This is a genomic window from Achromobacter sp. MYb9, assembly GCF_002975275.1.
Lineage (GTDB): Bacteria > Pseudomonadota > Gammaproteobacteria > Burkholderiales > Burkholderiaceae_B > Achromobacter.
Window position 1 is genome coordinate 895,598 of record NZ_PCOQ01000001.1, and the last position, 25,172, is coordinate 920,769.

Annotated in this window: 20 protein-coding genes; 1 reads left to right on the forward strand and 19 read right to left on the reverse strand. The window is 65.2% G+C overall.

The genetic code is table 11. The features are described from left to right. Positions 1-48: 48 nt before the first annotated feature. The 5 genes from CQ050_RS04070 to CQ050_RS04090 form a co-directional block, all read right to left on the reverse strand. On the reverse strand, positions 49-1,035 hold the full coding sequence (locus CQ050_RS04070; RefSeq protein WP_105555512.1) for a tripartite tricarboxylate transporter substrate binding protein: 987 nt from the start codon (positions 1,033-1,035) through the stop codon (positions 49-51). Continuing rightward, positions 1,032-1,787 (reverse strand): GntR family transcriptional regulator, encoded by a 756-nt coding sequence (locus CQ050_RS04075; RefSeq protein WP_105555513.1) that lies wholly within the window; start codon positions 1,785-1,787, stop codon positions 1,032-1,034. Before CQ050_RS04075 ends, CQ050_RS04070 begins: the two co-directional genes overlap by 4 nt. 178 nt (positions 1,788-1,965) lie before the next feature. Continuing rightward, positions 1,966-2,685: a VOC family protein gene (locus CQ050_RS04080; RefSeq protein WP_105555514.1), complete on the reverse strand. Its 720-nt coding sequence runs from the start codon at positions 2,683-2,685 to the stop codon at positions 1,966-1,968. Positions 2,686-2,700: 15 nt separating this feature from the next. After that, positions 2,701-5,436 (reverse strand): preprotein translocase subunit SecA, encoded by a 2,736-nt coding sequence (secA, locus tag CQ050_RS04085; protein WP_105555515.1) that lies wholly within the window; start codon positions 5,434-5,436, stop codon positions 2,701-2,703. A gap of 176 nt (positions 5,437-5,612) precedes the next feature. After that, positions 5,613-6,599: a M23 family metallopeptidase gene (locus CQ050_RS04090; RefSeq protein WP_105555590.1), complete on the reverse strand. Its 987-nt coding sequence runs from the start codon at positions 6,597-6,599 to the stop codon at positions 5,613-5,615. Positions 6,600-6,726: 127 nt separating this feature from the next. Between CQ050_RS04090 and CQ050_RS04095 the strand changes: the two genes are divergently transcribed. Further along, positions 6,727-7,134, forward strand: a complete 408-nt coding sequence (locus CQ050_RS04095) for a DciA family protein (protein ID WP_169273353.1) — start codon at positions 6,727-6,729, stop codon at positions 7,132-7,134. Between the two features lie 158 nt (positions 7,135-7,292). Here CQ050_RS04095 and lpxC read toward each other — a convergent pair whose 3' ends face one another. The 14 genes from lpxC to rsmH form a co-directional block, all read right to left on the reverse strand. Continuing rightward, entirely contained in the window at positions 7,293-8,216 is a 924-nt protein-coding gene (gene lpxC, locus CQ050_RS04100) for a UDP-3-O-acyl-N-acetylglucosamine deacetylase (protein WP_105555517.1), read from the reverse strand. A gap of 239 nt (positions 8,217-8,455) precedes the next feature. Continuing rightward, on the reverse strand, positions 8,456-9,640 hold the full coding sequence (gene ftsZ / locus CQ050_RS04105) for a cell division protein FtsZ (RefSeq protein WP_035213763.1): 1,185 nt from the start codon (positions 9,638-9,640) through the stop codon (positions 8,456-8,458). A 187-nt stretch (positions 9,641-9,827) separates the two neighbouring features. Next, complete coding sequence (ftsA, locus tag CQ050_RS04110; protein ID WP_006217473.1) at positions 9,828-11,054, reverse strand: cell division protein FtsA; 1,227 nt, start codon at positions 11,052-11,054, stop codon at positions 9,828-9,830. Between the two features lie 4 nt (positions 11,055-11,058). Beyond that, a complete protein-coding gene (locus CQ050_RS04115; protein WP_105555518.1) occupies positions 11,059-11,883 on the reverse strand; it encodes a cell division protein FtsQ/DivIB in 825 nt (274 codons plus the stop codon). A gap of 12 nt (positions 11,884-11,895) precedes the next feature. Continuing rightward, positions 11,896-12,846, reverse strand: a complete 951-nt coding sequence (locus tag CQ050_RS04120; protein WP_105555519.1) for a D-alanine--D-alanine ligase — start codon at positions 12,844-12,846, stop codon at positions 11,896-11,898. After that, positions 12,843-14,249: a UDP-N-acetylmuramate--L-alanine ligase gene (murC, locus tag CQ050_RS04125; protein WP_105555520.1), complete on the reverse strand. Its 1,407-nt coding sequence runs from the start codon at positions 14,247-14,249 to the stop codon at positions 12,843-12,845. Before murC ends, CQ050_RS04120 begins: the two co-directional genes overlap by 4 nt. Beyond that, entirely contained in the window at positions 14,246-15,322 is a 1,077-nt protein-coding gene (murG, locus tag CQ050_RS04130) for an undecaprenyldiphospho-muramoylpentapeptide beta-N-acetylglucosaminyltransferase (RefSeq protein ID WP_105555521.1), read from the reverse strand. Before murG ends, murC begins: the two co-directional genes overlap by 4 nt. Next, on the reverse strand, positions 15,319-16,512 hold the full coding sequence (ftsW, locus tag CQ050_RS04135; protein ID WP_105555522.1) for a putative lipid II flippase FtsW: 1,194 nt from the start codon (positions 16,510-16,512) through the stop codon (positions 15,319-15,321). The genes murG and ftsW overlap by 4 nt, the downstream gene beginning before the upstream one ends. Then, positions 16,509-18,041, reverse strand: a complete 1,533-nt coding sequence (gene murD, locus CQ050_RS04140) for a UDP-N-acetylmuramoyl-L-alanine--D-glutamate ligase (protein ID WP_105555523.1) — start codon at positions 18,039-18,041, stop codon at positions 16,509-16,511. Before murD ends, ftsW begins: the two co-directional genes overlap by 4 nt. Next, entirely contained in the window at positions 18,038-19,207 is a 1,170-nt protein-coding gene (mraY, locus tag CQ050_RS04145) for a phospho-N-acetylmuramoyl-pentapeptide-transferase (RefSeq protein ID WP_105555524.1), read from the reverse strand. Before mraY ends, murD begins: the two co-directional genes overlap by 4 nt. Further along, entirely contained in the window at positions 19,197-22,055 is a 2,859-nt protein-coding gene (murF, locus tag CQ050_RS04150; protein ID WP_105555525.1) for a bifunctional UDP-N-acetylmuramoyl-L-alanyl-D-glutamate--2,6-diaminopimelate ligase MurE/UDP-N-acetylmuramoyl-tripeptide--D-alanyl-D-alanine ligase MurF, read from the reverse strand. Before murF ends, mraY begins: the two co-directional genes overlap by 11 nt. Continuing rightward, positions 22,052-23,782, reverse strand: coding sequence for a penicillin-binding protein 2 (locus CQ050_RS04155; protein ID WP_105555526.1), 1,731 nt, complete (start codon positions 23,780-23,782; stop codon positions 22,052-22,054). The genes murF and CQ050_RS04155 overlap by 4 nt, the downstream gene beginning before the upstream one ends. Beyond that, positions 23,779-24,069, reverse strand: coding sequence for a cell division protein FtsL (gene ftsL / locus CQ050_RS04160; protein ID WP_105555527.1), 291 nt, complete (start codon positions 24,067-24,069; stop codon positions 23,779-23,781). Before ftsL ends, CQ050_RS04155 begins: the two co-directional genes overlap by 4 nt. Then, on the reverse strand, positions 24,069-25,166 hold the full coding sequence (gene rsmH / locus CQ050_RS04165; protein WP_105555528.1) for a 16S rRNA (cytosine(1402)-N(4))-methyltransferase RsmH: 1,098 nt from the start codon (positions 25,164-25,166) through the stop codon (positions 24,069-24,071). The genes ftsL and rsmH overlap by 1 nt, the downstream gene beginning before the upstream one ends. Positions 25,167-25,172 lie beyond the last annotated feature (6 nt).

Genomic DNA, 25,172 nt, shown 5'->3' on the forward strand with positions numbered 1-25,172 from the left:
GTGTATCGTGGACGGGACCGGGCGGTGAACCTCCCGGCCGTCCGCCACTCAGTTATCCAGATTGATGTTGCTGCTCTTGATGAAGGCGCTCCAGCGGTCGTACTCCGACTTCACGTACGCATCCAGCGCGGGGCCGTCGGACGCCACGATCTCGAAGCCCGCCTCGGTGACCTTCTTCTTGATTTCCGGATCGGCCAGCACGGCCTTGAAGTCCGCGGTCAACTTCTTGACCGTCGCATCGGGCGTGCCCTTCGGCGCGAACATGCCGCTCCACGAATAGGCGACGAACCCCGGGAACCCGGACTCGGCCACCGTCGGCACATTGGGCAGTTCCGGCAGGCGCTTTTCACCCGCCACCGCCAGCGGCTTGATCTTGCCGGCCTGGATCTGGCCGCGCAGCGCCGCGAAGCTCAGCCACGTCATGTTGGCCTGCCCACCCACCACCGCCTGGATGGCCGGCCCGCCGCCGCCATACGGAACATGCAGCAGCTCCACTTTCGACAGACGCTTGAGCTCTTCCGGCGCCAGGTGGTTCAGCGAACCGACGCCCGTGGACGCATAGTTGAATTTGTTGGGCGATTCTTTGGCGGCTGCCGCCAGGAAGGCCTTCAGGTTATCCCCAGGCACGCTGGGGTTCGCGCCGATCACCAGCGGAAACCGTACCGTCTGCGAAATCGCCACGAAGTCCTTGAATGTGTCGTACGGCAGCTTGGGCTTCACGGCGGGATTGATGCCGTGGTTGTCGAAGCTGACCAGCAGCGTGTTGCCATCGGGTTCGGCGCGGGCCACAAAGGCCGTCGCGATCTGGCTGGCCGCGCCAGGACGGTTTTCCACCACCACGGCGCGTCCGCCCAATTGCTGGGACAAGCGCGGCTGCAGAATGCGCGCCAGGATGTCGGTGCTGCCGCCGGGCGGATACGGCACCACCAGGATCAACGGCCGTTCCTCGGCAGCAGCGGGCGCCGCGCTCATGGCGCCCCCCGCAGCCGCCGCCGCGCATAGCGCCGCCAGTACCCGCTTCATCGTGTGAGTCATTGTTTTTCCCCTGTTGTCATGGTGTTGGCCGGCGCTGCCGTGGCGGGTTCGGCCTGGTCCCGCATGTAAATCGTTGAAAAACCCGTCCGTATCACATCGGTGATCTGGTCCAGCCGGCGGCCAATATGCGCGCCCATCAATCCGGGCAAGGCGTCGATGTCGCGCTGCTCCAGCGCCTGCACAAGACGCAGGTGTTCGCCCTGGGTATGGCTGCGCCGGCCCTGCTGCATGTCGATCCAGCGCACGAAATGGATGCGGGCGTTGACGCTTTCCAGCGCGCGCACGAACTCTTCGTTGCGCGACAAGCGGGCCAACTGCAGGTGGAAGGCTTCGTCCAGTTCCAGCAGGCGCGTCGCGTCGCTGTCCTCGGGCACATCGCGGGACCGTTCAACGAATTGGCGCAGACTGGCCAATTCCTCATCGCTGGCACGCTCGCAAGCGGCGCGCACGATGCCCGCTTCCAGCACGGCGCGGTACTCGTACAGGCTATGGATCTGCTTGGCGTCCAGCAGGCGCGCAATGAAACCCCGGTTGACGGACCGAGTCAAAAAGCCTTCCACCATCAACTGGTTAAGCACTTCTCGCAGCGGCGTGCGGCTGACGTTCAGGCGCCGCGCCAACTCGACCTCATTGATGCGTTCGCCCGGTTTGAACTCAAAGCGCACCGCCATCGCCTTGACCGCGCCGTACAGCTCGGCCTGGCCAGCGGACGTGCGGGCGGCGGGTCGGGTAGCTGAAGAGGTTTGCGTCATGCCGCGGAGATTTTTCCAGGGAAGATGAAGTGCATACTAAAGTGCATACACTTTGCCAGGCAACTCGGGTTTGCCCGGACGCGCGCAGGCAATCCGCCCGCAATCCCGGGGCGGAAGATCAGGCAAAGGCAAATAAAAACGGGCCCAGCGGGCCCGGATGAACGCTTGCGGACCGGAATTACAGGCCGGTATCCAGCGTGTAGTGCGCGCCGTCGCGGTTTTCCAGCGTCAGCGTGGTCAGCGTGGGCGTCGTGGCCGCGGCATCCTGCTGCACCTGGATGCGCAGATTGGCCAGCGGCACGTCCCAGCCGCCGGTCGCGGCCTCGGCCGCCACGTCGGCCACCAAAGCCAGTCGTTCGGCCACGGCCCGGGCATCCGCCGAACGGGCGCCGATACGCAACAGGCTGCGCGCGCCATTGGGGTGCGCCATCAAATCGGGCGACCACACGCACTCGGGCGTCAAATGGCGGCAGAAATACATGCGGATGCCGGGCAAGGGCTGCTCGGCAAAACGCACGGTATGGAAACGGGCCTGCACTTCCTGGCCGTCCAGCATGGCGGGACGCGTCAGTTCCTGCACGGGATTCACGGCAAACCCCGCCGCCTTCAGCCGTTCATAGGTGGCTTCGGCGTCATAGGTGCGGAACACCAGCGCTTCCAGCCCAAACGGCGAGTCGGCGATTTCCTTGCGGGCCGGCGGCGCCCCCGGCGGCCAGCCCAGCAGTTCGACATACGTGCCTTCCAGCACGATCAGCCGATTGCACGACCCCAGGTTATGCACCGCCTTGTCGCTCAGGTGAAAGCCCTGGCGCTCGAAGTGCGGCGCCAGCGCATCCAGCCGGTCGCGCACCATGACGACGGCATGGTCGAATTCGGTACGGCCGACGGAATGCAGCATGGCGTTATCCCCGTGTCAGACGAGCTTGCCGTGGCACTGCTTGTACTTCTTGCCGCTGCCGCACGGGCACGGGTCGTTACGGCCCACCTTCGGCAGCGCGTTGCGCACGGGCTGCGCGCCGTCGTCCGATTCCGTCTGGGCAAGCGCTTCGTCGTAGTCGGAGTGGTGGTATTGCACGTTTTGCACATGCGATTGCGCCGCTTCCGCTTCGGCCTGTTCGACCTGCTCGGACGATTGCACGCGCACCGTCATCAACACACGCACGACGTCGTCGCGAATGCGGTCCAACATGCCCGAGAACAGTTCGAAGGCTTCGCGCTTGTATTCCTGCTTGGGGTTCTTCTGCGCGTAACCGCGCAAATGGATGCCCTGGCGCAGGTAATCCAGCGACGACAGGTGTTCGCGCCAGTGCGTGTCGATCGATTGCAGCATGATCGAACGCTCGAACTGCGACCACGATTCAACGCCCACCTGGTCAACCTTGGCCTGGTACGCATCGCGCGCCGCGGCCACCACGCGTTCGCGCAGGTCTTCGTCGGTCAGGTTGGATTCTTTCTCCAGCATCTCGGTCAGCGGCAAGTGCAGGTGCCAATCGGCTTCCAGCGCTTTTTGCAGACCCGGCACGTCCCATTGCTCTTCGACCGATTCCGGCGGCACGTACGTGTTGAACATTTCGACCACGGCCGCGTCGCGCAGGTTGTTCACCGTGGCGCTGACGCTTGCGGCTTCCAGCACGTCGTTACGCTGCGAATACAGCACCTTGCGCTGGTCGTTGGCGACGTCGTCGTATTCCAGCAATTGCTTGCGGATGTCGAAGTTGCGGCCTTCCACCTTGCGCTGCGCGGTCTCGATCGAACGCGTCACCATGCCCGCCTCGATGGGCTCGCCCTCGGGCAACTTCAGGCGCTCCATGATGGCGCGCACGCGGTCGCCCGCGAAGATGCGCATCAGCGAGTCTTCCAGCGACAGGTAGAAACGGGACGAGCCCGGGTCACCCTGGCGGCCGGCGCGGCCACGCAGCTGGTTGTCGATACGGCGCGATTCGTGGCGCTCGGTGCCAATGATGCGCAGGCCGCCGGCGGCCTTCACCTGCTCGTTCAGCGGCTTCCATTCGGCGCGGATCTTTTCGATGCGCGCGGTCTTTTCGGCTTCCGACAGCGATTCGTCGGCACGGATCAGGTCCACCTGCTTGTCCACACTGCCGCCCAGCACGATGTCGGTACCCCGACCGGCCATGTTGGTGGCGATGGTGATGTGGCCCGGCTTGCCGGCTTCGGCAACGATCTCGGCTTCGCGGGCGTGCTGCTTGGCGTTCAGCACTTCGTGCGGCAGCTTGGCCTTTTTCAGCAGGCCCGACAGCAGCTCGGAATTTTCGATGCTGGTGGTGCCTACCAGCACGGGCTGGCCGCGCTCGTGGCAATCACGGATGTCTTCAAGGATCGCGTTGTACTTTTCCGGATCGGTCTTGAAGACCTGATCGTTCTGGTCCTTGCGGATCATGGGCTTGTTGGTCGGGATGATGACCGTTTCAAGCCCGTAGATTTCCTGGAATTCGTACGCTTCCGTATCGGCCGTACCGGTCATGCCGGACAGCTTTTCGTACATGCGGAAGTAGTTCTGGAACGTGATGGATGCCAGCGTCTGGTTTTCGTGCTGGATCTTCACGCCTTCCTTGGCTTCGACGGCCTGGTGCAGGCCGTCGGACCAACGGCGGCCCACCATCAGGCGGCCGGTGAATTCGTCGACGATCACCACTTCGCCGTCCTGCACGACGTACTGCTGGTCGCGGAAGAACAGGTTGTTGGCGCGCAGGGCCACCATCAGGTGGTGCATCAGCGCGATATGGCGGGGGTCGTACAGCGACTCGCCCTCCGGCAGGATGCCCAGGCGGGCCAGGATGGCTTCGGCGTTCTCGTGCCCGGCTTCGGACAGGTAAACCTGCTGGCTCTTTTCGTCGACCCAGTAGTCGCCTTCGGGTTCCGGCTCCTGCGGCTTGGGCTCGCTGGCCATGCGCGTCAGCAGCGGCGGCACCGCGTTCATGCGGATGTAGAGCTCGGTGTGGTCTTCGGCCTGGCCCGAGATAATCAGCGGCGTGCGGGCTTCATCGATCAGGATCGAGTCCACTTCGTCGACGATGGCGTAGAACAGCACGCGTTGGCGGCGGTCCTCAACACGGTATTCCATGTTGTCGCGCAGGTAGTCGAAGCCGAATTCGTTATTGGTGCCGTACGTGATGTCGGCAGCATAAGCGGCCTTCTTTTCATCGTTGGGCTGCTGGGGCACCACCACGCCGGTGGTCATGCCCAGGAAGTGATACAGGCGCCCCATCCATTCGGCGTCGCGGCGGGCCAGGTAGTCGTTCACCGTCACGACGTGCACGCCCTTGCCAGCAATCGCGTTCAGGTAGACGGGCAACGTCGCCATCAACGTCTTGCCTTCCCCCGTGCGCATTTCGGCGATCTTGCCGCTGTGCAGCGCGATGCCGCCCAACAACTGCGAGTCGAAGTGGCGCATGCCGAACACCCGCTTGCCGGCTTCGCGCACAACCGCGAACGCTTCGGGCAGCAGGTCGTCCAGCGTAGTGCCCTGGGCGTATCGGGATCGGAATTCGTCAGTCTTGGCCGCCAGCTCCGCATCGGAAAGCGCGGAAATCTTGGGCTCCTGCCCATTGATCTGGGTTACCAGCTTGCGATACTGCTTAAGCAGCCGGTCGTTGCGGCTACCTATGAGTTTTTTGAGCAGAGAAACCATGCGTATGTCGGCCGCACGTGCCACGCCGCGCCTGCAAAGGGCCAGGGCAGCGTCACCCGTGACTTTGATGTTATTGGTTGAGCGGGGGTCCGCTGGGAAACGAACCAGTTTAACGCACCTGGAGCGTAATAGCCTGGATCTATGGCCAGGGTGCTGTTGTTGTCCTGTTGGACCGGTCAGCGCGCCGCAGGTTCAGTGGCGGCGGCCTGGGCCACCGCAGGCGGCGCATGCTGCTGCGACCCCAGGAACAAGCGCGGGTCCAGCGGCTGGCCGGCAAGACGGACTTCAAAGTGCAGGTGCGGGCCGGTGGAGCGGCCCGAACTGCCCACGCGCGCCACTTGCTGGCCGCGGTCAACCAATTGCCCCTGCTTGACCATCAGCGACGAGGCATGCGCATAACGCGTGATCAGGCCGTCGCCATGGTCGATCTCGACCATGTTGCCGAAACCCGGTTGGAACTTGGCTTCCAGCACGACACCGCCCGAGGCGGCCAGGATCGGCGTGCCCGAGGGGGCCGCGAAATCCAGCCCTTCGTGCATGGCCGTGCGCCCCGTCACCGGGTTGCGGCGCCAGCCATAAGACGAAGTCAGATAGGGGTAATCGGTGATCGGCATGGCCGTGGGCATGCGCGCCTGGTCCGCCGATCGCTTGGTCAGCGCCGCATCCAGCAGTTTCAGGTTGTCGGACTGCTGCGCCAGCCGTGCCTGGATTTCGTCCAGTTGGCGACCCAGGGCTTCGGCCGAGGCGGCGCTAGGCGGCGGATGATCGGTGAACAGATCGTCCATGACCTGGGTGGCTTCGGGCTGGGTCAGCGCTTCGGGCTGCGCCAGGGCCAGTTGCTTGGCCAGTTCCGGATCGGTATAGGCCACGCCGGCGACCTTGGCCACGCGTTGCCCCAACCCGTCGATGCTGACCAACTTGGCCTGCAAGGCGCCCACCTTGGCAGCCAGCAGGTTCATGTTTCCACGCAGGAAGTCGGTGTCCCGGCCCGGCTGCCCCGCCAAGGGCCAACCTACCGTCTGTACGGTGGGCAGTATCGGAGTAAGGTATCGTTGTAGCGCGGCGCCAAAGATGGCTGCCGTCACGAGCACGGCCCCCAGAAACAACGCCAGTCGCGCGCCTCCCAGGGTGAAATGCCCGTCCCGCCCGTCGCGGGCGTGCATAATCACGATTTTCAAGGTTGCTTCCTAATTCTATAGAGCCGGGATGAATAGACCTGCTTCAACCCGTCAACGTTCCGGTTCCAGCCGGCGGAAACAAAATACCGCACTCGGATGGCTGGGTCATGACATGCGGGGCGCCGGGGTACTGGCGACTGCCCGCAAGCACTTGCAAATTCAGTATGCGGTGGCGGCGGTTCTGCCCGCCCCGCTGGGTGCTGTCTGCCAAGTGGGCAAACTGGAAAACCAGTGCCTGCATCTGGTGGTGCCCAGTGCCGCCCATGCCGCCAAGATGCGTCAATTGGCGCCGCGCATCGCGCGTACCCTGGCAGACCAAGGCTGGAACCTTAACGAAATTGCCGTCAAGGTACAAGCGGGGTTACCGAAGCCCGGCGCTCGCCAGCCGCGCCCTCCCAAAGAGGCACAACCCTTGGGGGACAAAGCCCTGGGGGCCTTCGAGACGCTGCGCGACAACCTTCGCCCCGGCCCGTTGGCCGACGCGGTCGCCAAGCTCTTGAGACATCACAAGAGTAGCTGAAGGCGCCAGGGTTGTGCGGAGGCTAACCCGCCCGGAAACGAAGCGAAACCAAGTTCTCGGACGGAGTCATGCTATGGCTTGCCGCCGGTTTGCGCCTTAAGCGCTAGAGGATGGCAACCGCCATCGTCCTCCAGGTGCAAGCAGGCAGGGGTGGACCGCTACGCCAGCTTCCACTCGTGGCGAAACGCCTGGGGCGCTTCTGCCTGCGATTCATAGGTGACCATTTCCCACGCGTCTTGCTGAGCAAGCAGCGCGCGGGCCAACTGGTTGTTCAGGCCGTGGCCCGACTTGCACGCCACATAGCGCGCCACCAAGGGTTTACCCAACAGATACAGGTCGCCGATGGCGTCCAGGATCTTGTGCTTCACGAATTCGTCGTCGTAACGCAGCCCGTCGCTGTTCAGCACGCGGTACTCGTCCATGACGATGGCGTTGTCCAGACTGCCGCCGCGGGCCAGGCCCATCGAACGCAAGGCTTCCACTTCGTTCACGAACCCGAAGGTACGTGCCCGGGCGATCTCGCGCACATACGAGTGCGTCGCGAAATCGATCTCGGCGAAATTGGCGGTGGAGTCGATGGCCGGGTGGCGGAAATCGATCGAGAACGCCAGCGCATAGCCCTCGTGCGGTTCCAGGCGGGCCCACTTTTCGTTGCGGCCTTCGCCTTCGCGCACTTCCACCGTCTTTTTGACGCGGATGAATTGCTTGGGCGCGTTCTGTTCGACGATACCGGCCGAGCGCAGCAGATAAACGAACGTTGCCGCACTGCCGTCCATGATGGGAACTTCTTCGGCAGTGAGGTCGATATGCAGATTGTCGATACCCAGGCCGGCAAGCGCCGACATGAGGTGTTCCACCGTGGAGACGCGGACATTGCCCTGTTGCAGGACGGACGCCATGCGCGTATCGCCCACGCCAGTGGCTTGCGCGGGCAGGTCAACGACCTGCGGCAGGTCCACGCGGTGGAAAACGATGCCAGTATTGGGTTGTGCCGGACGCAGGGTGAGTTCTACCCGCCGTCCCGAGTGGACGCCGACGCCTGTCGTGCGGACTAGATTCTGAATGCTGCGCTGTCGGAACATGAGACTTGGGTGTTAGAGCCAGGAAGCCGGCACGAAGAGAACAGATTGCCGGCGTAACTGACGTATTGTAACGCTGTCCGACCCGTGACGCCATCAGGCGCGCGAGATCGACCGATACCTCCGTCCCTTATTAGAACCGTGCAAGGGAAACACGGACCGCTCCGCCTCCGGCTTGCCCGCGGGGACAGGCAAGCCGGAGATGAGGGAGTGCGTTTAGAGCCTGTAGTCGGCTCTTTGCTTCAATCCGCCTGCTTGCGCAGGAATGCCGGGATGTCGAAATGATCCATGCCCGAGCTTTCCAACGCACGCACCTGGGCGGACGCCTGGCTGCGCGGATTGCGCATGACCGACGGCATGTCCAGGTTGCGGTAATCGCCACCTTGGCCGGCCGGCATCGTGCCCATGGGCATGTTGTCGGTACCGGTGCGGAGCACTTCAGCGGTGTTTTGAACCAGTTGCGGACGCGCTTGCGCACGGCCCAGGCCCGTTGCCACCACGGTCACGCGCAGGTTTTCACCCATCGTCTCGTCGTAGGCCGTGCCGAAGATCACGGTCGCGTCGTCCGAAGCGTAGCTGCGGATCGTTTCCATGATTTCGCGCGTTTCGCGCATCTTCAGCGAGCGGCTGGCAGTGATGTTGACCAGCACGCCGCGAGCGCCGTTCAGGTCCACGCCTTCCAGCAGCGGGCAAGCAATGGCGTGCTCGGCGGCGACGCGTGCGCGGTCAGCGCCCGAAGCCGATGCCGTGCCCATCATGGCCTGGCCTTGTTCGCCCATGATCGTCTTGACGTCTTCGAAGTCGACGTTGACGTTACCTTCGACGTTGATGATTTCGGCGATGCCCGCGCACGCGTTGTGCAGGATATCGTCGGCCGAACGGAAGCAGTCTTCCTGCGTCGCGTCCTCGTCCATCAGTTCATAGAGGTTCTCGTTGAGCACCACGATGAGCGAATGCACGTGCTTGGCCAGTTCGGAAATGCCGTCCTCGGCCATCTTCAGGCGCTTGTTGCCTTCAAACGTGAAAGGCTTGGTGACCACGCCCACGGTCAGAATGCCCAGTTCCTTCGCCACTTCGGCCACGACCGGACCTGCGCCGGTGCCGGTGCCACCGCCCATGCCGGCGGTGATGAAGACCATGTGCGCGCCGTTCAGCGCGGCACGGATCTCCTCGCGCGCGGTTTCAGCCGACGCACGTCCCTGCTCGGGCTTGGCGCCCGCGCCCAGGCCGGTACGGCCCAGACGAATCTGCACCGGGGCATTGGTTGCCGCCAGCGCTTGCGCATCGGTGTTGGCGCAGATGAAATCCACGCCGTGCACGCCGTTGCGAATCATGTGCGCGACGGCATTGCCGCCCGCACCGCCCACACCAACGACCTTGATTACGGTCCCTTTGGTGTTGTTCTCAAGCATCTCAAAGTTCATCATGATGACTCCCTCACAAGTCCGATTTTGCAAATCACAAAAATTCCCCAACAGCCTATCTTTTGTGAATCGCCTCAAAGCCGATGCCGACTACATAGGTCCGCCACGGGTTTGAGACGCCTCCTCTTTCTGGTGTTCCCCGCAATACCGCCGCGGATCGCACCAAGGAGCAGGCCCCAACCTGCACCCTTTAATTCATAAACCATTCCTTCATGCGCGCCAGCAGGCTCTTGAAATTGCCCGTTTGCGCCGCGACCTTGCGGCCTCGCACGCGCTGCATGCGCGCTTCCTGCAGCAGACCCATCACCGTCGAGAAGCGCGGATTGCGCATCACATCGGCCAGGCTGCCTTCGTACTCGGGAACCGCCACGCGCACCGGCTTCAGGAACACGTCCTCGGCCAGTTCGATCATGCCGGGCAACTGCGCCGACCCGCCGGTCAGGACCACGCCCGACGCCAGCAGATCTTCGTAGCCGGAATCGCGCACGACCTGTTGCACCAGCGTGAACAGTTCTTCCACGCGCGGCTCGATCACGGCGCCCAGCGCCTGGCGCTTGACCTGACGCGGGCCGCGGTCGCCCAGGCCCGGCACTTCCACGGACTCGTCCGGGCTGGCCAGCACCTGCTTGGCCACGCCGTAGCGCAGCTTGATTTCTTCGGCATCCGGCGTCGGCGTGCGCAACATGGCCGCGATGTCGTTGGTGATCTGGTCGCCAGCGATCGGCAGCACGGCAGTGTGGCGGATCGCGCCGCCGGTGAAGATGGCGACGTCGGTGGTGCCGCCGCCGATGTCCACCAGCACGACGCCCAGTTCTTTTTCGTCGGCGGTCAGCACGGCCAGGCTGGAGGCCAGCGGTTGCAGGATCAGATCCTGCACTTCCAGGCCGCAGCGGCGCACGCACTTGACGATGTTCTGCGCGGCGCTGACCGCGCCCGTCACGATGTGCACGCGCACTTCCAGGCGCAGGCCGCTCATGCCGATGGGCTCGCGAATGTCTTCCTGGCCGTCGACGATGAACTCCTGGGTCAGCACATGCAGCACTTGCTGGTCGGTCGGGATGTTCACCGCCTTGGCGGTCTCGATGACGCGGGCAACGTCGGTGGCGGTGACTTCTTTGTCCTTCACAGCGACCATGCCGCTGGAGTTGAAGCTGCGGATATGGCTGCCGGCAATGCCGGTGTAGACGTCGCGAATCTTGCAATCTGCCATCAGCTCGGCTTCTTCAAGCGCGCGCTGAATGGAATTCACAGTGGTCTCGATGTTGACGACCACGCCCTTGCGCATGCCGCGCGATTCGTGCTGGCCAAGGCCAAGCACTTCGAATCGCCCTTCGGGCAAAATTTCAGCCACCACAGCCACCACCTTGCTGGTGCCGATATCGAGGGCGACGATAAGGTCCTTGATGTCACGGGTCATGGCGTTAGCGTTTCTTGGGAGGTTTCGGTGTGGATTTGGATTTGGTTTCCGACGCGGGCAACGGAGCCAGCGCCAGGGCGAAACCATTCGGATAGCGCAGGTCGGCTTGCGTGATGGTGCGCCCTTCCAGGCGTCCCGACACGGCGGGCCACGCCTGCACAAAGCGTTGAATGCGAGCCGCGAACGGCAGTGCGCCGGGCAAGCCGTGCGGATCCGGCGCATCGGCGCCCGGATCGCGGCCCAGGTCCAGCATCATGCCGTTGGACAGCACGACGCGCCACGCGTAGCGCGGGCTCAGTTCCAGCTGTTTGACATGCATGTCCAGCGGCGCGAACCAGCGCGCCAATTCGGCGTAGCGTTGCACGACCAGCGGCTCGGTGCCCTCGGGCCCGGAGAACTGCGGCAGCACGGTTTCGTCGTCCACCTCGCCCGTGTTCGCCGTGAACGCTTCGCCCCAGGTGTTGATCATCTGGTTCTCGTTCCACAGCGCCAAAGGCTGCTGCTCTTCGATGCGCACGCGCAGCACATTGGGCCAGATCCGGCGCACGGTGGCATGGCGCACCCACGGCACCGATTCGAAGATCTCGCGCGCGTCGTCCAGGTCCACCGTGAAGAAGTTGCCCTTGAAGCGACCGGCGATCGCTGCCCGCACCGCTCCCGGCGACACATAGTGCAGCTCGGTGTCCGGCATGGACTCCAATTCGATGGCCGACAGCGTGAAGAACGGGCGTTGCGCTACCCACACCACGCCCGCCAGGAGCATGGCGCAAACCGCCAGCACGGCTAGCGTGTTGGCGATCAGGTTGGTAGTGCGAGCGTCGTTCCACACGGAATATCCAGGTCAAGCGTTACGGGAGGCGCTGTGCACTTTGCACGAGGCCTCGGACAAAATCGCCACGCACAGTTCGGCGTAGCTGATCCCCACGGCCTTCGCGGCCATGGGCACCAGAGAATGGCTGGTCATGCCAGGCGAGGTATTCAGTTCAAGCAGCCACGGACGGTTGTCGCGGTCCAGCATGAAGTCGGCGCGGCCCCAGCCTTCGCAACCCAGCGCGCGATAGGCTTTGACGGCGATCGCGGAGACTTCCTCGGCCACTTCGGGCGGCAAGGTGGCCGGGCAGAAGTACTGCGTGTCGTCCGAGAAATACTTGTGTTCGTAGTCGTAGTTGCCGCCGGGCGCCGCGATCTCGATCACGGGCAACGCGCGCGCGGCCTTACCGGAGCCCAGCACCGCCACGGTCAGCTCGCGGCCGGTGATGAACTGCTCGGCCAGCACTTCGCTGTCGTAGCGGGCGGCCGCGGCATAGGCCTCTTTCATGTCCGAGTAGCCCACCACCTTGGTGATGCCGACGGTCGAGCCTTCATGTGGCGGCTTGAGGATCAGCGGCAGGCTCAGGCGGTCGGGCACCAGGCGCAGTTCGGTGTCGGCATCCACCACTTCAAATTGGGGCGTGGGCAGGCCATGCTGCAGCCACACGCGCTTGGTCATGGTCTTGTCCATGGCCAGCGACGAAGCCATCGGGCCGCTGCCGGTATAGGGAATGCCCAGCAGTTCCAGGGCGCCCTGGATCGTGCCGTCTTCGCCAAAGCGGCCATGCAGGGCGATGAACACGCGATCGAACCCTTCGGCGGCCAGCTCGGCCAGGCTGCGTTCGCCCGTGTCGAACAGGTGTGCGTCCACGCCGGCGCTTGCCAGCGCCTGCTGCACGCCCTTGCCGGACATCAGCGACACCTCGCGTTCGGCGGATCGGCCGCCGTACAGGACACCCACCTTGCCGAATTGCGCGCTCATGCCAGTTCTCCCACTTGAGCAGGGACTTTGCTGATAGACCCCGCACCCATCACAATCACCACGTCGCCGTTGCGCACGAAGTCCACCACGGCCTGGGGCAGCTCAGCCACGTCTTCGACGAACACCGGCTCGACCTTGCCGGCCACGCGCAAGGCGCGCGACAGCGCACGCCCATCGGCCGCCACCAGGGGCGGTTCGCCAGCGGCGTAGACCTCGGTCAGGAGCACGGCGTCCGCCGTGCCCAGCACTCGCACGAAATCTTCAAAGCAATCCCGCGTCCGCGTGTAGCGGTGCGGCTGGAACGCCAGCACGATGCGGCGGTCCGGCCAAGCGCCGCGCGCCGCGGCCAGCGTCGCCGCCATTTCGACAGGGTGATGGCCGTAATCGTCGATCACCGTGAACGTGCCGCCACCATGACTGGCCGGCACGGGAAATTCGCCCGTCTGCGTGAAACGACGGCCCACGCCCTTGAACGCGGCCAGCGCGTCGCAAATCGCTTCGTCGGACACACCCAGTTCGGTCGCCACGGCAATCGCGGCCAGCGCGTTGCGCACGTTATGCAGGCCGGGCAGGTTCAGTTCCACCTGCAACGGCGGCAGCAGCGTATCGAGGTGCGTGCGCTGCACGTTAAAGCGCATGCGCGTGCCTTCCGGCTGCACTTCATAGGCGCGCACCTGCGCGTCTTCATTCAAACCGTAAGTCGTGATGGGACGCGACACGAACGGCATGATCTCGCGCACGTTGGCATCGTCCGAGCACAGCACGGCGCTGCCGTAGAACGGCAGGCGCTGCGTGAACTCGATGAACGCGCTCTTCAGACGCGCCACGTCGTGGCCGTAGGTATCCATGTGGTCGGCGTCGATGTTGGTCACGATGGCCATCACCGGCAGCAGGTTCAGGAACGACGCGTCGGACTCGTCGGCCTCGACCACGATGTAGTCGCCCTGCCCCAGCCGAGCATTGGCGCCGGCCGAATTCAGGCGCCCCCCGATCACGAAGGTGGGATCCAGGTCGCCGGCGGCGAGCACGCTGGCCACCAGGCTGGTCGTCGTGGTCTTGCCGTGCGTGCCGGCCACCGCGATGCCGCGCTTCAGGCGCATCAGTTCGGCCAGCATGATGGCGCGCGGCACCACCGGGATGCGCGACGCGCGGGCCGCGATCACTTCGGGGTTGTCGCCCGCCACGGCGGTGGACGTCACGATGGCGCCCGCGCCCGTGACGTTGCTGGCCACGTGGCCAATCGCGATCTTCACGCCCAGACCTGCCAGGCGGCGCGTCACGGCCGACTCGTTCAGGTCGGAACCGCTGATCGTGTAGCCCAGGTTGAGCAGCACTTCGGCAATGCCGCTCATGCCCGAGCCGCCGATGCCTACGAAATGGATATGTTGAATTCTGTGTTTCATGATGAACGCCCCGCTGCTTGTTCACAGACGTCGGCGATATGAGCCGCCGCTTCCGGGTGCGCATGCGCGCGGGCCCGGACGGCAACGGCTTCCAGTTCTTGTCGGGAACGCTGGGCGAGCCAGTCCGCCAGCCACTCGGGCGTCAAGGCGGTTTGCGGCTGCAGCCAAGCGGCCTGCGCGTCGCTCAAAAAGCGCGCGTTGGCGGTCTGATGGTCATCGATGGCGTGCGGGAACGGCACGAACAGCGCCGCGACGCCGGCCGCAGCCACTTCGGACACCGTCATGGCGCCCGCGCGGCAAATCAGCAGGTCCGCGTCGCCCATGGCGCCCGCCATGTCATCGATGAACGCGCGGCAGTCGGCCTGCACGCCCGCCTGGGCGTAGGCCTGCTGCAACGCGGGCAAATGTTGCTCGCCGGCCTGGTGGGTGATCATCGGCCGACTGTCTTGCGGCAGCCGCGCCAGCGCCTGCGGCACCGTCGTGTTCAGCGCTTGCGCGCCCAGGCTTCCGCCCACGATCAGCACCCGCAGCGGGCCCGTGCGGCCGGCATAGCGCACGGCCGGGTCCGGCAGCGCGCACAAGTCCGCGCGCACCGGGTTGCCCATGGCTTCGCCCTTGGGCAGCACGCCAGGGAATCCGCTCAACACGCGGCGCGACATTTTGGCCAGGCACTTATTCGCGGTGCCGGCCACGGCGTTCTGTTCATGCACGACCAGCGGCGTGCCGCGCAGCGCAGCCATCACGCCCCCAGGGAAGGCGACATAGCCGCCCATGCCCAGCACCACGTCCGGCCGCACGTCGGACAACCGCGACCACGCCTGCGCAAAGGCACGCAACAGCAGGAACGGAAGCTTCAACAGCGCCGATGCGCCCTTGCCGCGCACGCCCTGAAAGCGCAGCGGCACCAGTTCGATGCCGCGCGGCGGCACGAGCTTGCCTTCCATCTTGTCGGGGTTGCCCAGCCACAGCACGCGCCAGCCGCGCTCGCGCAGCACGTCGGCCACGGCCAGACCGGGCATGATGTGCCCGCCGGTGCCGCCGGCCATGATCAGGATGGTGCGGACGGCGGTCATACCCGTCCCCCGCGCATCATGACCCGGTTTTCGACGTCTACCCGGATCAGCATGGCCAGCGCGCACAGGTTCATCACCACGCCCGAACCGCCGTAGCTCATCAGCGGCAGGGTCAGACCCTTGGTAGGCAGCAGGCCCAGGCACACGCCCATGTTGATGAAGGACTGCACGCCGAACCACATGGCCACGCCATGCGCGACCAGGCCCGCGAACGTGCGTTCCATGGCGATGGCCTGACGGCCGATGTCGAAACCACGGTAGATGATGATGGCGAACAGCGTGATCACCAGCATGACGCCGGCAAACCCCAGCTCTTCGCCCACCACCGCCATCAGGAAGTCGGTGTGCGCTTCGGGCAGGTAGTGCAGTTTTTCCACGCTGGCGCCCAGTCCCACTCCCAGCCATTCGCCACGGCCCAGCGCAATCAGCGAGTGCGACAGCTGATAGGCGCTGCCGTAGGCATTGTCTTCGTTCCAGGGATCCAGGTAGGCGAACAGGCGCGCACGGCGCCACGGCGACAGCCAGATCAGCATCAGGAAGGTGCCGACCAGCACGGCCAGCAGGCTGCTGAAGTACTTGCCGTTGATCCCCCCCAGGAACAGGATGCCGATGGCGATCGCCACGATCACCATGAAGGCGCCCAGATCCGGCTCCAGCAGCAGCAACATGCCTACGCCAGCCAAGGCGAAAGCCATCGGCAGGAAGCCACGTGCGAACGCCTGCATGTGTTCCTGCTTGCGCACGGTGTAGTCGGCCGCGTAAAGCAGCGCCGCCAGCTTCATCAGTTCGGACGGCTGGAAGTTCAGCGGACCCAGAGGAATCCAGCGGTGGGCGCCGTTGACCTCGCGGCCGATGCCGGGGATCAGCACCGCGACCAGCAGGATCATCGCCACCACGAACAGCGGCACGGCCATGCGTTGCCAGACGCGGATCGGGATGGCCAGCACCACGGCGCCGGCAAGCAGCCCGGCACTGACGAACAGGCCGTGGCGGATCACGAAATAGTAGCGCCCGTAGGACGCGTAGCGCGGGCCGTCGGCCAGCGCGATCGACGCCGAATACACCATCAGCAAGCCAAGCAGCAACAACGTCGACGCCGCGATGACCAGCGGCAGATCGAAGTTGCGCATTTTGGTACGGCCGGGCCGTACGGCATTGACGCTGGCGGTGAGGTCGGCGATCAGGCTCATGCCACCTCTCCACGGTCGCGGGCCAGGTCTTCGACCTCTTCCACGAACACCTGCCCGCGATGCGGGTAGTTGCGGAACATATCCAGGCTGGCGCAGGCAGGCGACAGCAGCACGGCGTCGCCAGGTTGCGCCAGTTCCGCCGCGCCGCGCACGGCGTCATGCAGCGAATCGACGAAGACGCAATTGACGCCGGTCGGCGCCAGCACGCGGCCGATCTCGGGCCCGTCCGCGCCAATCAGCATCACGGCGCGGGCATGGCGCGACACCACCGGAATCAGCGGCGAAAAATCCTGCCCCTTGCCCTGGCCGCCCGCGATCAGCACCACCGGTTGCCCCAGTCCTTCCAGCGCGGCGACGGTCGCGCCCACGTTGGTGCCCTTGCTGTCGTTGATATAGTCGACGCCGCCGATCTGGCGCACGAAGGCAGCGCGGTGTGGCTCGCCGGCGTACTCGCGCAGCGTGCGCAGCATCGCGCCCCAGCCCAGGTCCAGACAACGCGCCAGTTGCAACGCAGCCAGCGCATTCAGGGCATTGTGAATGCCGCGGATACGCAAGGCGTCCACGGGCATCAGGCGGCTCATGCGCCCGTTGGCGCGCACCGGTTCGGGCGCGTCCTTCTTCTTGCGCACGGGCGGCGCGGGTTCATCGAAATCGCTGGGTTCGGCCGCAACCAGCCAGGACACGCCCTGCCCGAGTTCCAGGCCCATGTCGCCCACCAATTCCGGCATGTCGCGGCCAAACGTACGCACGTTCAGCGCGTTCACGGTCCGCACCATGCGCACGGTCAGCGCGTCGTCGCGGTTGACGATGGCAATGCGCGCCATCTGCAGCAAGCGCGCCTTGGCCGCCGCATAGGCGTCCATGCCGCCGTGCCAGTCCAGATGGTCCTGCGTGACGTTCAGCACGACGGCCGCGTCGGCCATCAGCGAACGGGTCGTTTCCAGTTGGAAGCTGGACAGCTCCAGCACCCACACCTGCGGCAGCGCGTCGTTGTCCAGCGCGTCGATCAGCGCCGTCAATGCGGCGGGACTGATATTGCCGGCCGCCACGACCGACAAGCCGCTGGCGTCGATCAGGTCGCGCGTCAGCGCGGTCACGGTGGTCTTGCCGTTGGTACCCGTCACGGCCAGCAGGCGGGGACGGTACTCGCGCGTTTCGGCCAGGTCGGCCAGGGCGCGCGCGAACAATTCGATTTCGCCGACCACTTCAATGCCGCGGGCCTCGGCTTCGCGCAGCAGGTCGGCAGCAGGCGCCTCGGCCGGCGCCAGCCCGGGGCTAAGCACGACCTGATTCACGCCATCCAGCAACGCCGTATTGAAAGACGCGTCGCAACCCAGTCGGTATTCCACATCGCTCTGCGCCAGCGCGTCGCGCAGCGCAGCCAGTCCGCCCGGCTCGGCGCGCGTGTCGGCCACACGCAAGCGGGCGCCCAGGCGGGCGCACCAGCGTGCGGCGGCGACACCCGTCTCGCCCAATCCGAGGATCAGGACGAGCGGCGCGCCAGCGCGGGAGGTTTCCATCGTATTCATCGCAACTTCAGGGTAGAGAGGCCAATCAGCACCAGCATCATGCTGATGATCCAGAAACGCACGACCACCTGGGTTTCTTTCCAGCCGCCCACTTCAAAGTGATGATGCAACGGCGCCATGCGGAATATGCGTCTACCTGTTCCATAACGTCGCTTCGTGTACTTGAACCAGGTCACCTGGATCATCACCGACAGCGTTTCCACCACGAACACGCCGCCCATGATGAACAGCACGATTTCCTGGCGCACGATGACCGCGATGGTGCCCAGCGCGCCACCCAGCGCCAGCGCGCCAACGTCGCCCATGAACACCTGCGCCGGATACGCGTTGAACCATAAAAATGCCAGTCCCGCGCCCCCGATCGCCGCGCATAGCACCATCAATTCAGAGGCGCCGGGGATATACGGGAACAACAGGTACTTGGAATAGTCGACACGGCCGACCACGTACGCGAAGATGCCCAGCGCGCTGCCCACCATCACGGTCGGCATGATCGCCAGGCCGTCCAGGCCGTCGGTCAGGTTGACGGCATTGCTGGTGCCGACGATCACGGCCCAGGTCAGCGCCACGAAGCCCAGCACGCCCAGCGGATAGCTCACCGATTTGAAGAACGGCACGATCAGGTCGGCGCGCGTTGGCAACGCCATCGTGAAGCCGCTTCCGACCCAGGCCTTGAACAGCGGCCACAGTTCGGTATTGGCGGGAGCCGACACGGCGAATGCCAGATACACCGCGGCAATCATGCCGATGGTGGCCTGCCAGAAGAACTTCTGGCGGGCGGGCATGCCCTCGGGATCGCGATAAACGACTTTGCGGTAGTCGTCGCGCCAGCCGATCCAGCCGAAGCCGAACGTCACCAGCAGCACCACCCACACGAAGCGGTTGGTCCAATCCGCCCACAACAAGGTGCTGATGGCGATGGAAATCAGGATCAGCACGCCGCCCATCGTGGGGGTGCCGGTCTTGACCAGATGCGTCTCCGGGCCGTACGAACGCACGGCCTGGCCGATCTTCATCTCGGTCAGCTTGCGGATCACGCGCGGACCGGCGACCAGGCCGATCAGCAACGCCGTCGCGCACGCCAGCACGGCGCGCAAAGTGATGTATTCGAACACGCCCAGCGCGCGCACATCATCGGAAAGCAGACGGGCGATCTCAAGCAGCATGGTGTTCTCCCTGCGCCTTGGCCGCCTGTCCGTCATTCAAAGAAAAAGCCGTCACTACCCGCTCCATGCGCATAAAGCGCGATCCCTTTACCAATACGCAGGACGCGCGCAAACCGCGCAAGGCGGCAACCACTTCGTCTACCGATGCGCAGGCGTGCGCCCCAGCTCCGAATGCGGCCGCGGCCGCCCGGCTGGCTTCGCCCAGCGTGACCAGCGCGTCAAGCCCATGCTCGCGCGCGTAAACGCCCGCCTCTGCATGCAGGGCCGGGCCGTCGTCTCCGATTTCACCCATGTCGCCCAACACCAGGACGCGCTTGCCGGCCATGCGGCCCAGCACGTCGATGGCGACACGAACCGAATCGGGGTTGGCATTGTAGGTGTCATCAATGAGCAACGTTCCGTCACTCATTTGCTTGTGCTGCATGCGGCCCGCAACAGGGACAAAACCCGCCAGGGCGCGCACGGCGCTATCCAGCGGCACTCCCGCCGCGATGGCGCTGGCGATCGCGGCCAACGCATTGCGCAGGTTATGCAGCCCGGGCACCGGCAGGGACAGCTCCGCCGTGCCAACAGGCGTCACGACGCGACAGCGCGTGGCGCTCACGTCGGCAAGAATATTCTCCGCGTACACATCCAGACCGGGTTGCAGGCCAAAGCGCAGCACGCGGCGCGGCTCCGCCAGCGCATCCCAGATTGCGCAATACGGTTCATCCCCCGGGTACACGGCAATGCCGTCGTCCGGCAGCGCCGTGATCGCGGCGCCGTTCTCGTGCGCCACCGCTTCCACGGTGTGCATGAACTCCTGGTGTTCGCGTTGCGCGTTCGTCACCAGGGTGACCGTCGGCGCCGCCATGGCGGCCAGTTGGGCGATTTCACCCGGGTGGTTCATGCCCAGTTCGAAAACGGCCGCCCGATGCTCCGGACGCAAGCGCAGCAGCGTCAGCGGCACGCCGATATCGTTGTTCAGGTTGCCGGCGGTGGCCAAACGGCCCGCCTCGCCCCGCCATTCGGCCAGCATGGCCGAGATCATTTCCTTGGTGGTCGTCTTGCCGTTGCTGCCCGTCACTGCCACGACCGGCAGCGAGAACTGCGAACGCCACACCGCGCCAATGCGCATCAGCGCCAGGCGGGTGTCGCCCAGCACCAATTGCGGCAACTTCGCGTCGCCGACGGCATGCGCCACGACAGCCGCGCAGGCACCGCGGCCTTCGGCCTGATCAAGATAGTTGTGCGCGTCGAAATTCTCGCCGACCAGCGCCACGAACAATTCGCCCGTGCCGATGCGGCGGGTATCCGTGGATACGCCTTTGACCTGGGGCAGCAGCAATGCCAGGCGCGCCCATTCGCGGTCATCGAAAGGCAGCTTTTCGCCCCCGATGTCCTGATAGGTTTCATGCCCCTTGCCCGCCAGCAGCACCACGTCTTCGGGCAATGCGGCCCAGATCGTCTGCATGATGGCGCGTGCGCGGTCGACCTGGACATCGGCCTTTGCCGCTTTCGGGATGCCGGCCAGAATTTGCTCAACGATCGCTTCGGGCGATTCCGTGCGCGGATTGTCGCTGGAGACCACCACGTGGTCGGCCAGTTCCGCCGCGATGCGGCCCATTTCGGGGCGCTTGCCCGGATCGCGCTCGCCACCGCAGCCAAACAGGCAGATCAGGCGGCCAGAGCGGGCAACCGCCACCGCGCGCAGTGCCGTCAAGGCGCGCGACAACGCATCGGGCGTGTGCGCGTAGTCCACCACCACCAGCGGGCCGCGGCCCGCATGGGCTTGAGTCGTGACCGGCAGCGTTTCCACGGTCTGCAGCCGACCGTCCACCGGGTCCGTCGCGGCCAGTTCCCGCGCGATCTGCGCGAACGGCAGGCCGAGCTTGTACAGCACGCCAGCCACCAGCAGCAGGTTCGATACGTTGTGCGACCCCAGCAGACGCGTCACGATCTGGGCTTCGCCATGGGGCGACACCAGCGTGAAGATCTGGCCTTGGGACGTCGCCTGAAGATCGCGTGCGCGCATCGCGGCCGGGATCTCGGGCGCGTCGCTCAGGCTGTAGCCCATCGCGCCGGTACCGGCGGGCAGGCTTGCAATCAGCCGGCGTCCGGCCGCGTCATCGGCATTGACGATGGCGGCCGTCAGGCCCGGCCAGCGGAACAGGCGGGCCTTGGCGGCCTCGTAGTGTTCCATCGTGCCGTGGTAATCAAGATGGTCGCGCGTCAGGTTCGTGAAGGCGGCCAGCGCAATGCGCACGCCGTCCAGACGCCCCTGTTCGATACCGATCGACGACGCTTCCATGGCCACCGCCTTCGCGCCGGCGTCGCGCATCGCCGCCAGCGTGCGATGCACGGTCAGGACGTCAGGCGTCGTCAAATCGCCGCCCAGCGTGCGGCCGTCGGGCAGTACGGCGCCCAGGGTGCCGATGGTGCCGCAAGGCTTGTCGTTACGGCTCAGCGCATGCGCGATCCATTGGACCGACGAGGTCTTGCCGTTGGTGCCTGTCACCGCCACCACCGCCAACGCGGCGGACGGACGGCCGTACCAGGTGTCGGCCAACTCGCCCAGCAAGGCGCGCAGCCCGGTCACGGGCAACATCGGCGTATCGCCGCCAGCGGCCTGGATGGCTTCGCTGGCCGGAGCTTCGAACAACACTGCGCTGGCGCCCAGCGCCAACGCCTTATCTATATAGAGACGTCCGTCGCTGGACAGGCCCGGGCAGGCAACGAACACGTCGCCCGGCTCGATATCGCGCGAGTCCAGCTTGAGGTGCGCCGTCAACGAGACGCGCGCATGCAACCACGCCACGGTTTCGGCAACCGTGGCGACAGGGTGGGAGAGGAAGCCTTTGGCGCTCATCTGCCTGGCTCCTTGAGACCAGCAACAATCGTGGATTCAAATGGCGCGTCCGGCCGCACCCCCATCAGCCTCAGGCTCCCCCCCACGATATGGGAGAACACGGGCGCGGCGATCGCGCCGCCGTAATAACCGCCGACCGTCGGCTCGTCGATGGACACGGCCACCACGATCTTCGGATCCGACACCGGAGCGAAGCCCACATACGAGCTCCGATAACGCTGCATGCTGTACTTGCCGTCGACGATCTTGCGCGCGGTGCCGCTCTTGCCGGCCACGCGGTAACCCTGCACCTGCGCGGCCTTCGTGCCTTCGGGGCCGGCGGCCGCTTCAAGCATCGCGCGCACCATGGCGGTCGTCTTGGGCGTATAGATCTTGACGCTGGTGGGGTCGCTGTCGCGCTTGACCAGCGTCAGCGACACCATGTCGCCGTTGCGCGCGAACACGGTGTAGGCGCGCGCCACTTGCAGCAGCGACACGGACAGGCCGTAGCCATAAGCCATCGTCGCTTTCTCGATCAGGCGCCAGCGGTCCCAGGGGCGCAAGCGGCCGGGCGCGGCGCCGGGGAATCCCACTTGAGGCGCCTGGCCCAGGCCCAATTCGGTGAAGCGGTCCCACATTTCGCGGGATTCCAACTTCTCGGAGATCATGGTCATGCCGATATTGCTGGACTTGCGCAGCACGCCGGCCACGTCCAACGTGCCGTTGCGGCTCACGTCGCTGATCGTGCTGCCCTGATAGCTGAAGCGGCCATTGCCGGTTTCGAACAGCGTCGAGGTCGTGATCCGGCCCAGGTCCAGCGCCAGCGCGGCGGTGAACGGCTTCATGATCGAGCCGGGCTCGAACGTATCGGTAATGGCCTGGTTGCGCAGCTTGGACCCGTGAAAGGACTCGCGCTTGTTCGGATCGAAAGTCGGCACGTTGGCCAGCGCCAGGATTTCGCCCGTATGCACGTCCACGACCACGGCGGTAGCGCCCTTGGCCTGGTGCTTGTCCATGGCGTCCTTCAATTCCTTGAACACCAGGTACTGCAAACGCGTATCGATGGACAGGCGCAAGTCGCGGCCGTCCACCGGCAACGTCACGGCCTGCACGTCTTCAATGACCCGGCCCAGCCGGTCCTTGATGACGCGGCGGCTGCCGGGGCGGCCAGACAGCTGCTGGTTGAACGTCAGTTCGACGCCTTCCTGGCCTTGGTCTTCGACGCTGTTGAAGCCCACCACGTGGGCCATCACGTCGCCGTCCGGGTAGTAGCGGCGGGTCTCGGGTTGCTGGTGCACGCCAGCCATGCCCAACTGTTTGATCTTGTCGGCCACGTCCATCGGGACCTGGCGCTTCAGGTAGACGAAGTTCTTGTCTTCATCGACCAGGCGGTGACGCAAATCGGCCACCGGCATGTCCAGCAGCTTGGCCAGCGTGTCCATCTGCGCAGGCGTGCCCTGCTTGGCGTCTTCCGGAATCGCCCAAATGGCGCGCGCCGGCACGCTGGAAGCCAGCACCGCGCCGTTGCGGTCCATGATCTTGCCGCGCGTGGCCGCCAGCGTCAGGGTGCGTTCATAGCGGCGTTCGCCCTGCTGCTGCAGAAACTCCGTCGACAGCCCTTGCAGGAAGAGCGCGCGGCCAGCCAGCACGGTGAAGCCGCCAAACAGCAGGATCAGCACCAGGCGCGCGCGCCAGGTGGGCAGTTGCCCACGCAGCACGGGGTTGTCGAAGAAGGGAACGCGTTTCATTGCGCGCCCCCAGCGGTGGAGACGGGCGCTTGATTCAGATACAGCGTGCGGTCCGGAACGATGGGAATCATCTTCAGGCCGTCGCGTGCAATCACATCGACCCGCGCGTTGCGGGCGAGTTCGGCGCGGTCAAGCTGCAACCGGCGCCAATTGGTTTCCAGGTCGCGTTCCTGAGCCTGATCACGTCCCAGCTCCACAAAGAGCTGACGCGACTGATACCGGCTGGTGACCAGGGAAATGGCCGACAGCATCAGTAAAGCCGCAATGATCAAGTTGACACGACCCATTAGCGCCGCCCTCCCTTGCCGCCGCGGCGAGGCGGCGGAGCCAGGTCGCTGCCGGGCAGCGAGCCGATCTTCACGAACGCGAAACCGCCCTCGGGGGGCAGCGGCGTTTCGGTGCGTTCGGCAACGCGCAGGACAGCGGAGCGGGCGCGGGCATTGCCCGAGACCTCGTCGTCTTCAGCCTGGACACGGCCAAGGGAACGCAGGATCGGCTGGGGCATTTCGCTTTCACGCAGCGGCAGGCGTGCATGCGCGGCGGCCGGCCGAGCCGCCGCCACGATGCACTGCTTGACCATGCGGTCTTCAAGCGAATGAAAGCTGATCACCGCCAACCTCCCCCCCGGAGCAAGCAGGTCTAGAGCTGCCGCGAGGGTGCGCGCGAGCTCTTCGAGTTCCCGATTGATGTAAATCCGTAAAGCTTGAAAGGTGCGTGTGGCCGGATGCTGCCCCTTTTCGCGCGTGCGGACGGCGCTGGCGACGCACTCGGCAAGCTCGAGCGTGGTGCGCAGCGGCCTTGTTGCGCGGCGAGCAGCAATCGCCTTTGCAACCTGAAAAGCAAACCGTTCTTCGCCATAATCCGCTATGACCTCCCGCATCTCATCCACACTGGCTTGCGCCAGCCAATCCGCCACCGTGGGACCACGAGTGGTGTCCATCCGCATATCGAGCGGGCCGTCTCGCATGAACGAGAAACCACGCTCGGCATCATCGATCTGAGGCGACGACACGCCCAGATCCAGCATCACGCCATCGACCTTGCCGATGCCGAGCTGCTCCAATTCTTCGGCCATGGTGGCAAAGCCGCCATGGATAACCGTGACCCGGGGGTCCGCCGCCGCCAACGCGCGGGCTACAGCGATTGCCTCGGGATCCTTGTCGAACACCACCAGCCGGGCTTCCTTGCCCAAACGCCCAAGCAGCTCGCGACTGTGCCCGCCCCGGCCAAAAGTGCCGTCGACAAACACGCCGCGTTCCGCCCGCGTAGCCGTATCCGGCTCGGTCTGCATGTGCGACCGTGTCGCGCCCTTGCCGCCGAAGTCGGGCAGCAGTAGTGCGTCCACCGTCGGCTCCAGCAGAACGGGCCGATGTTCGAATTCCATAGATTT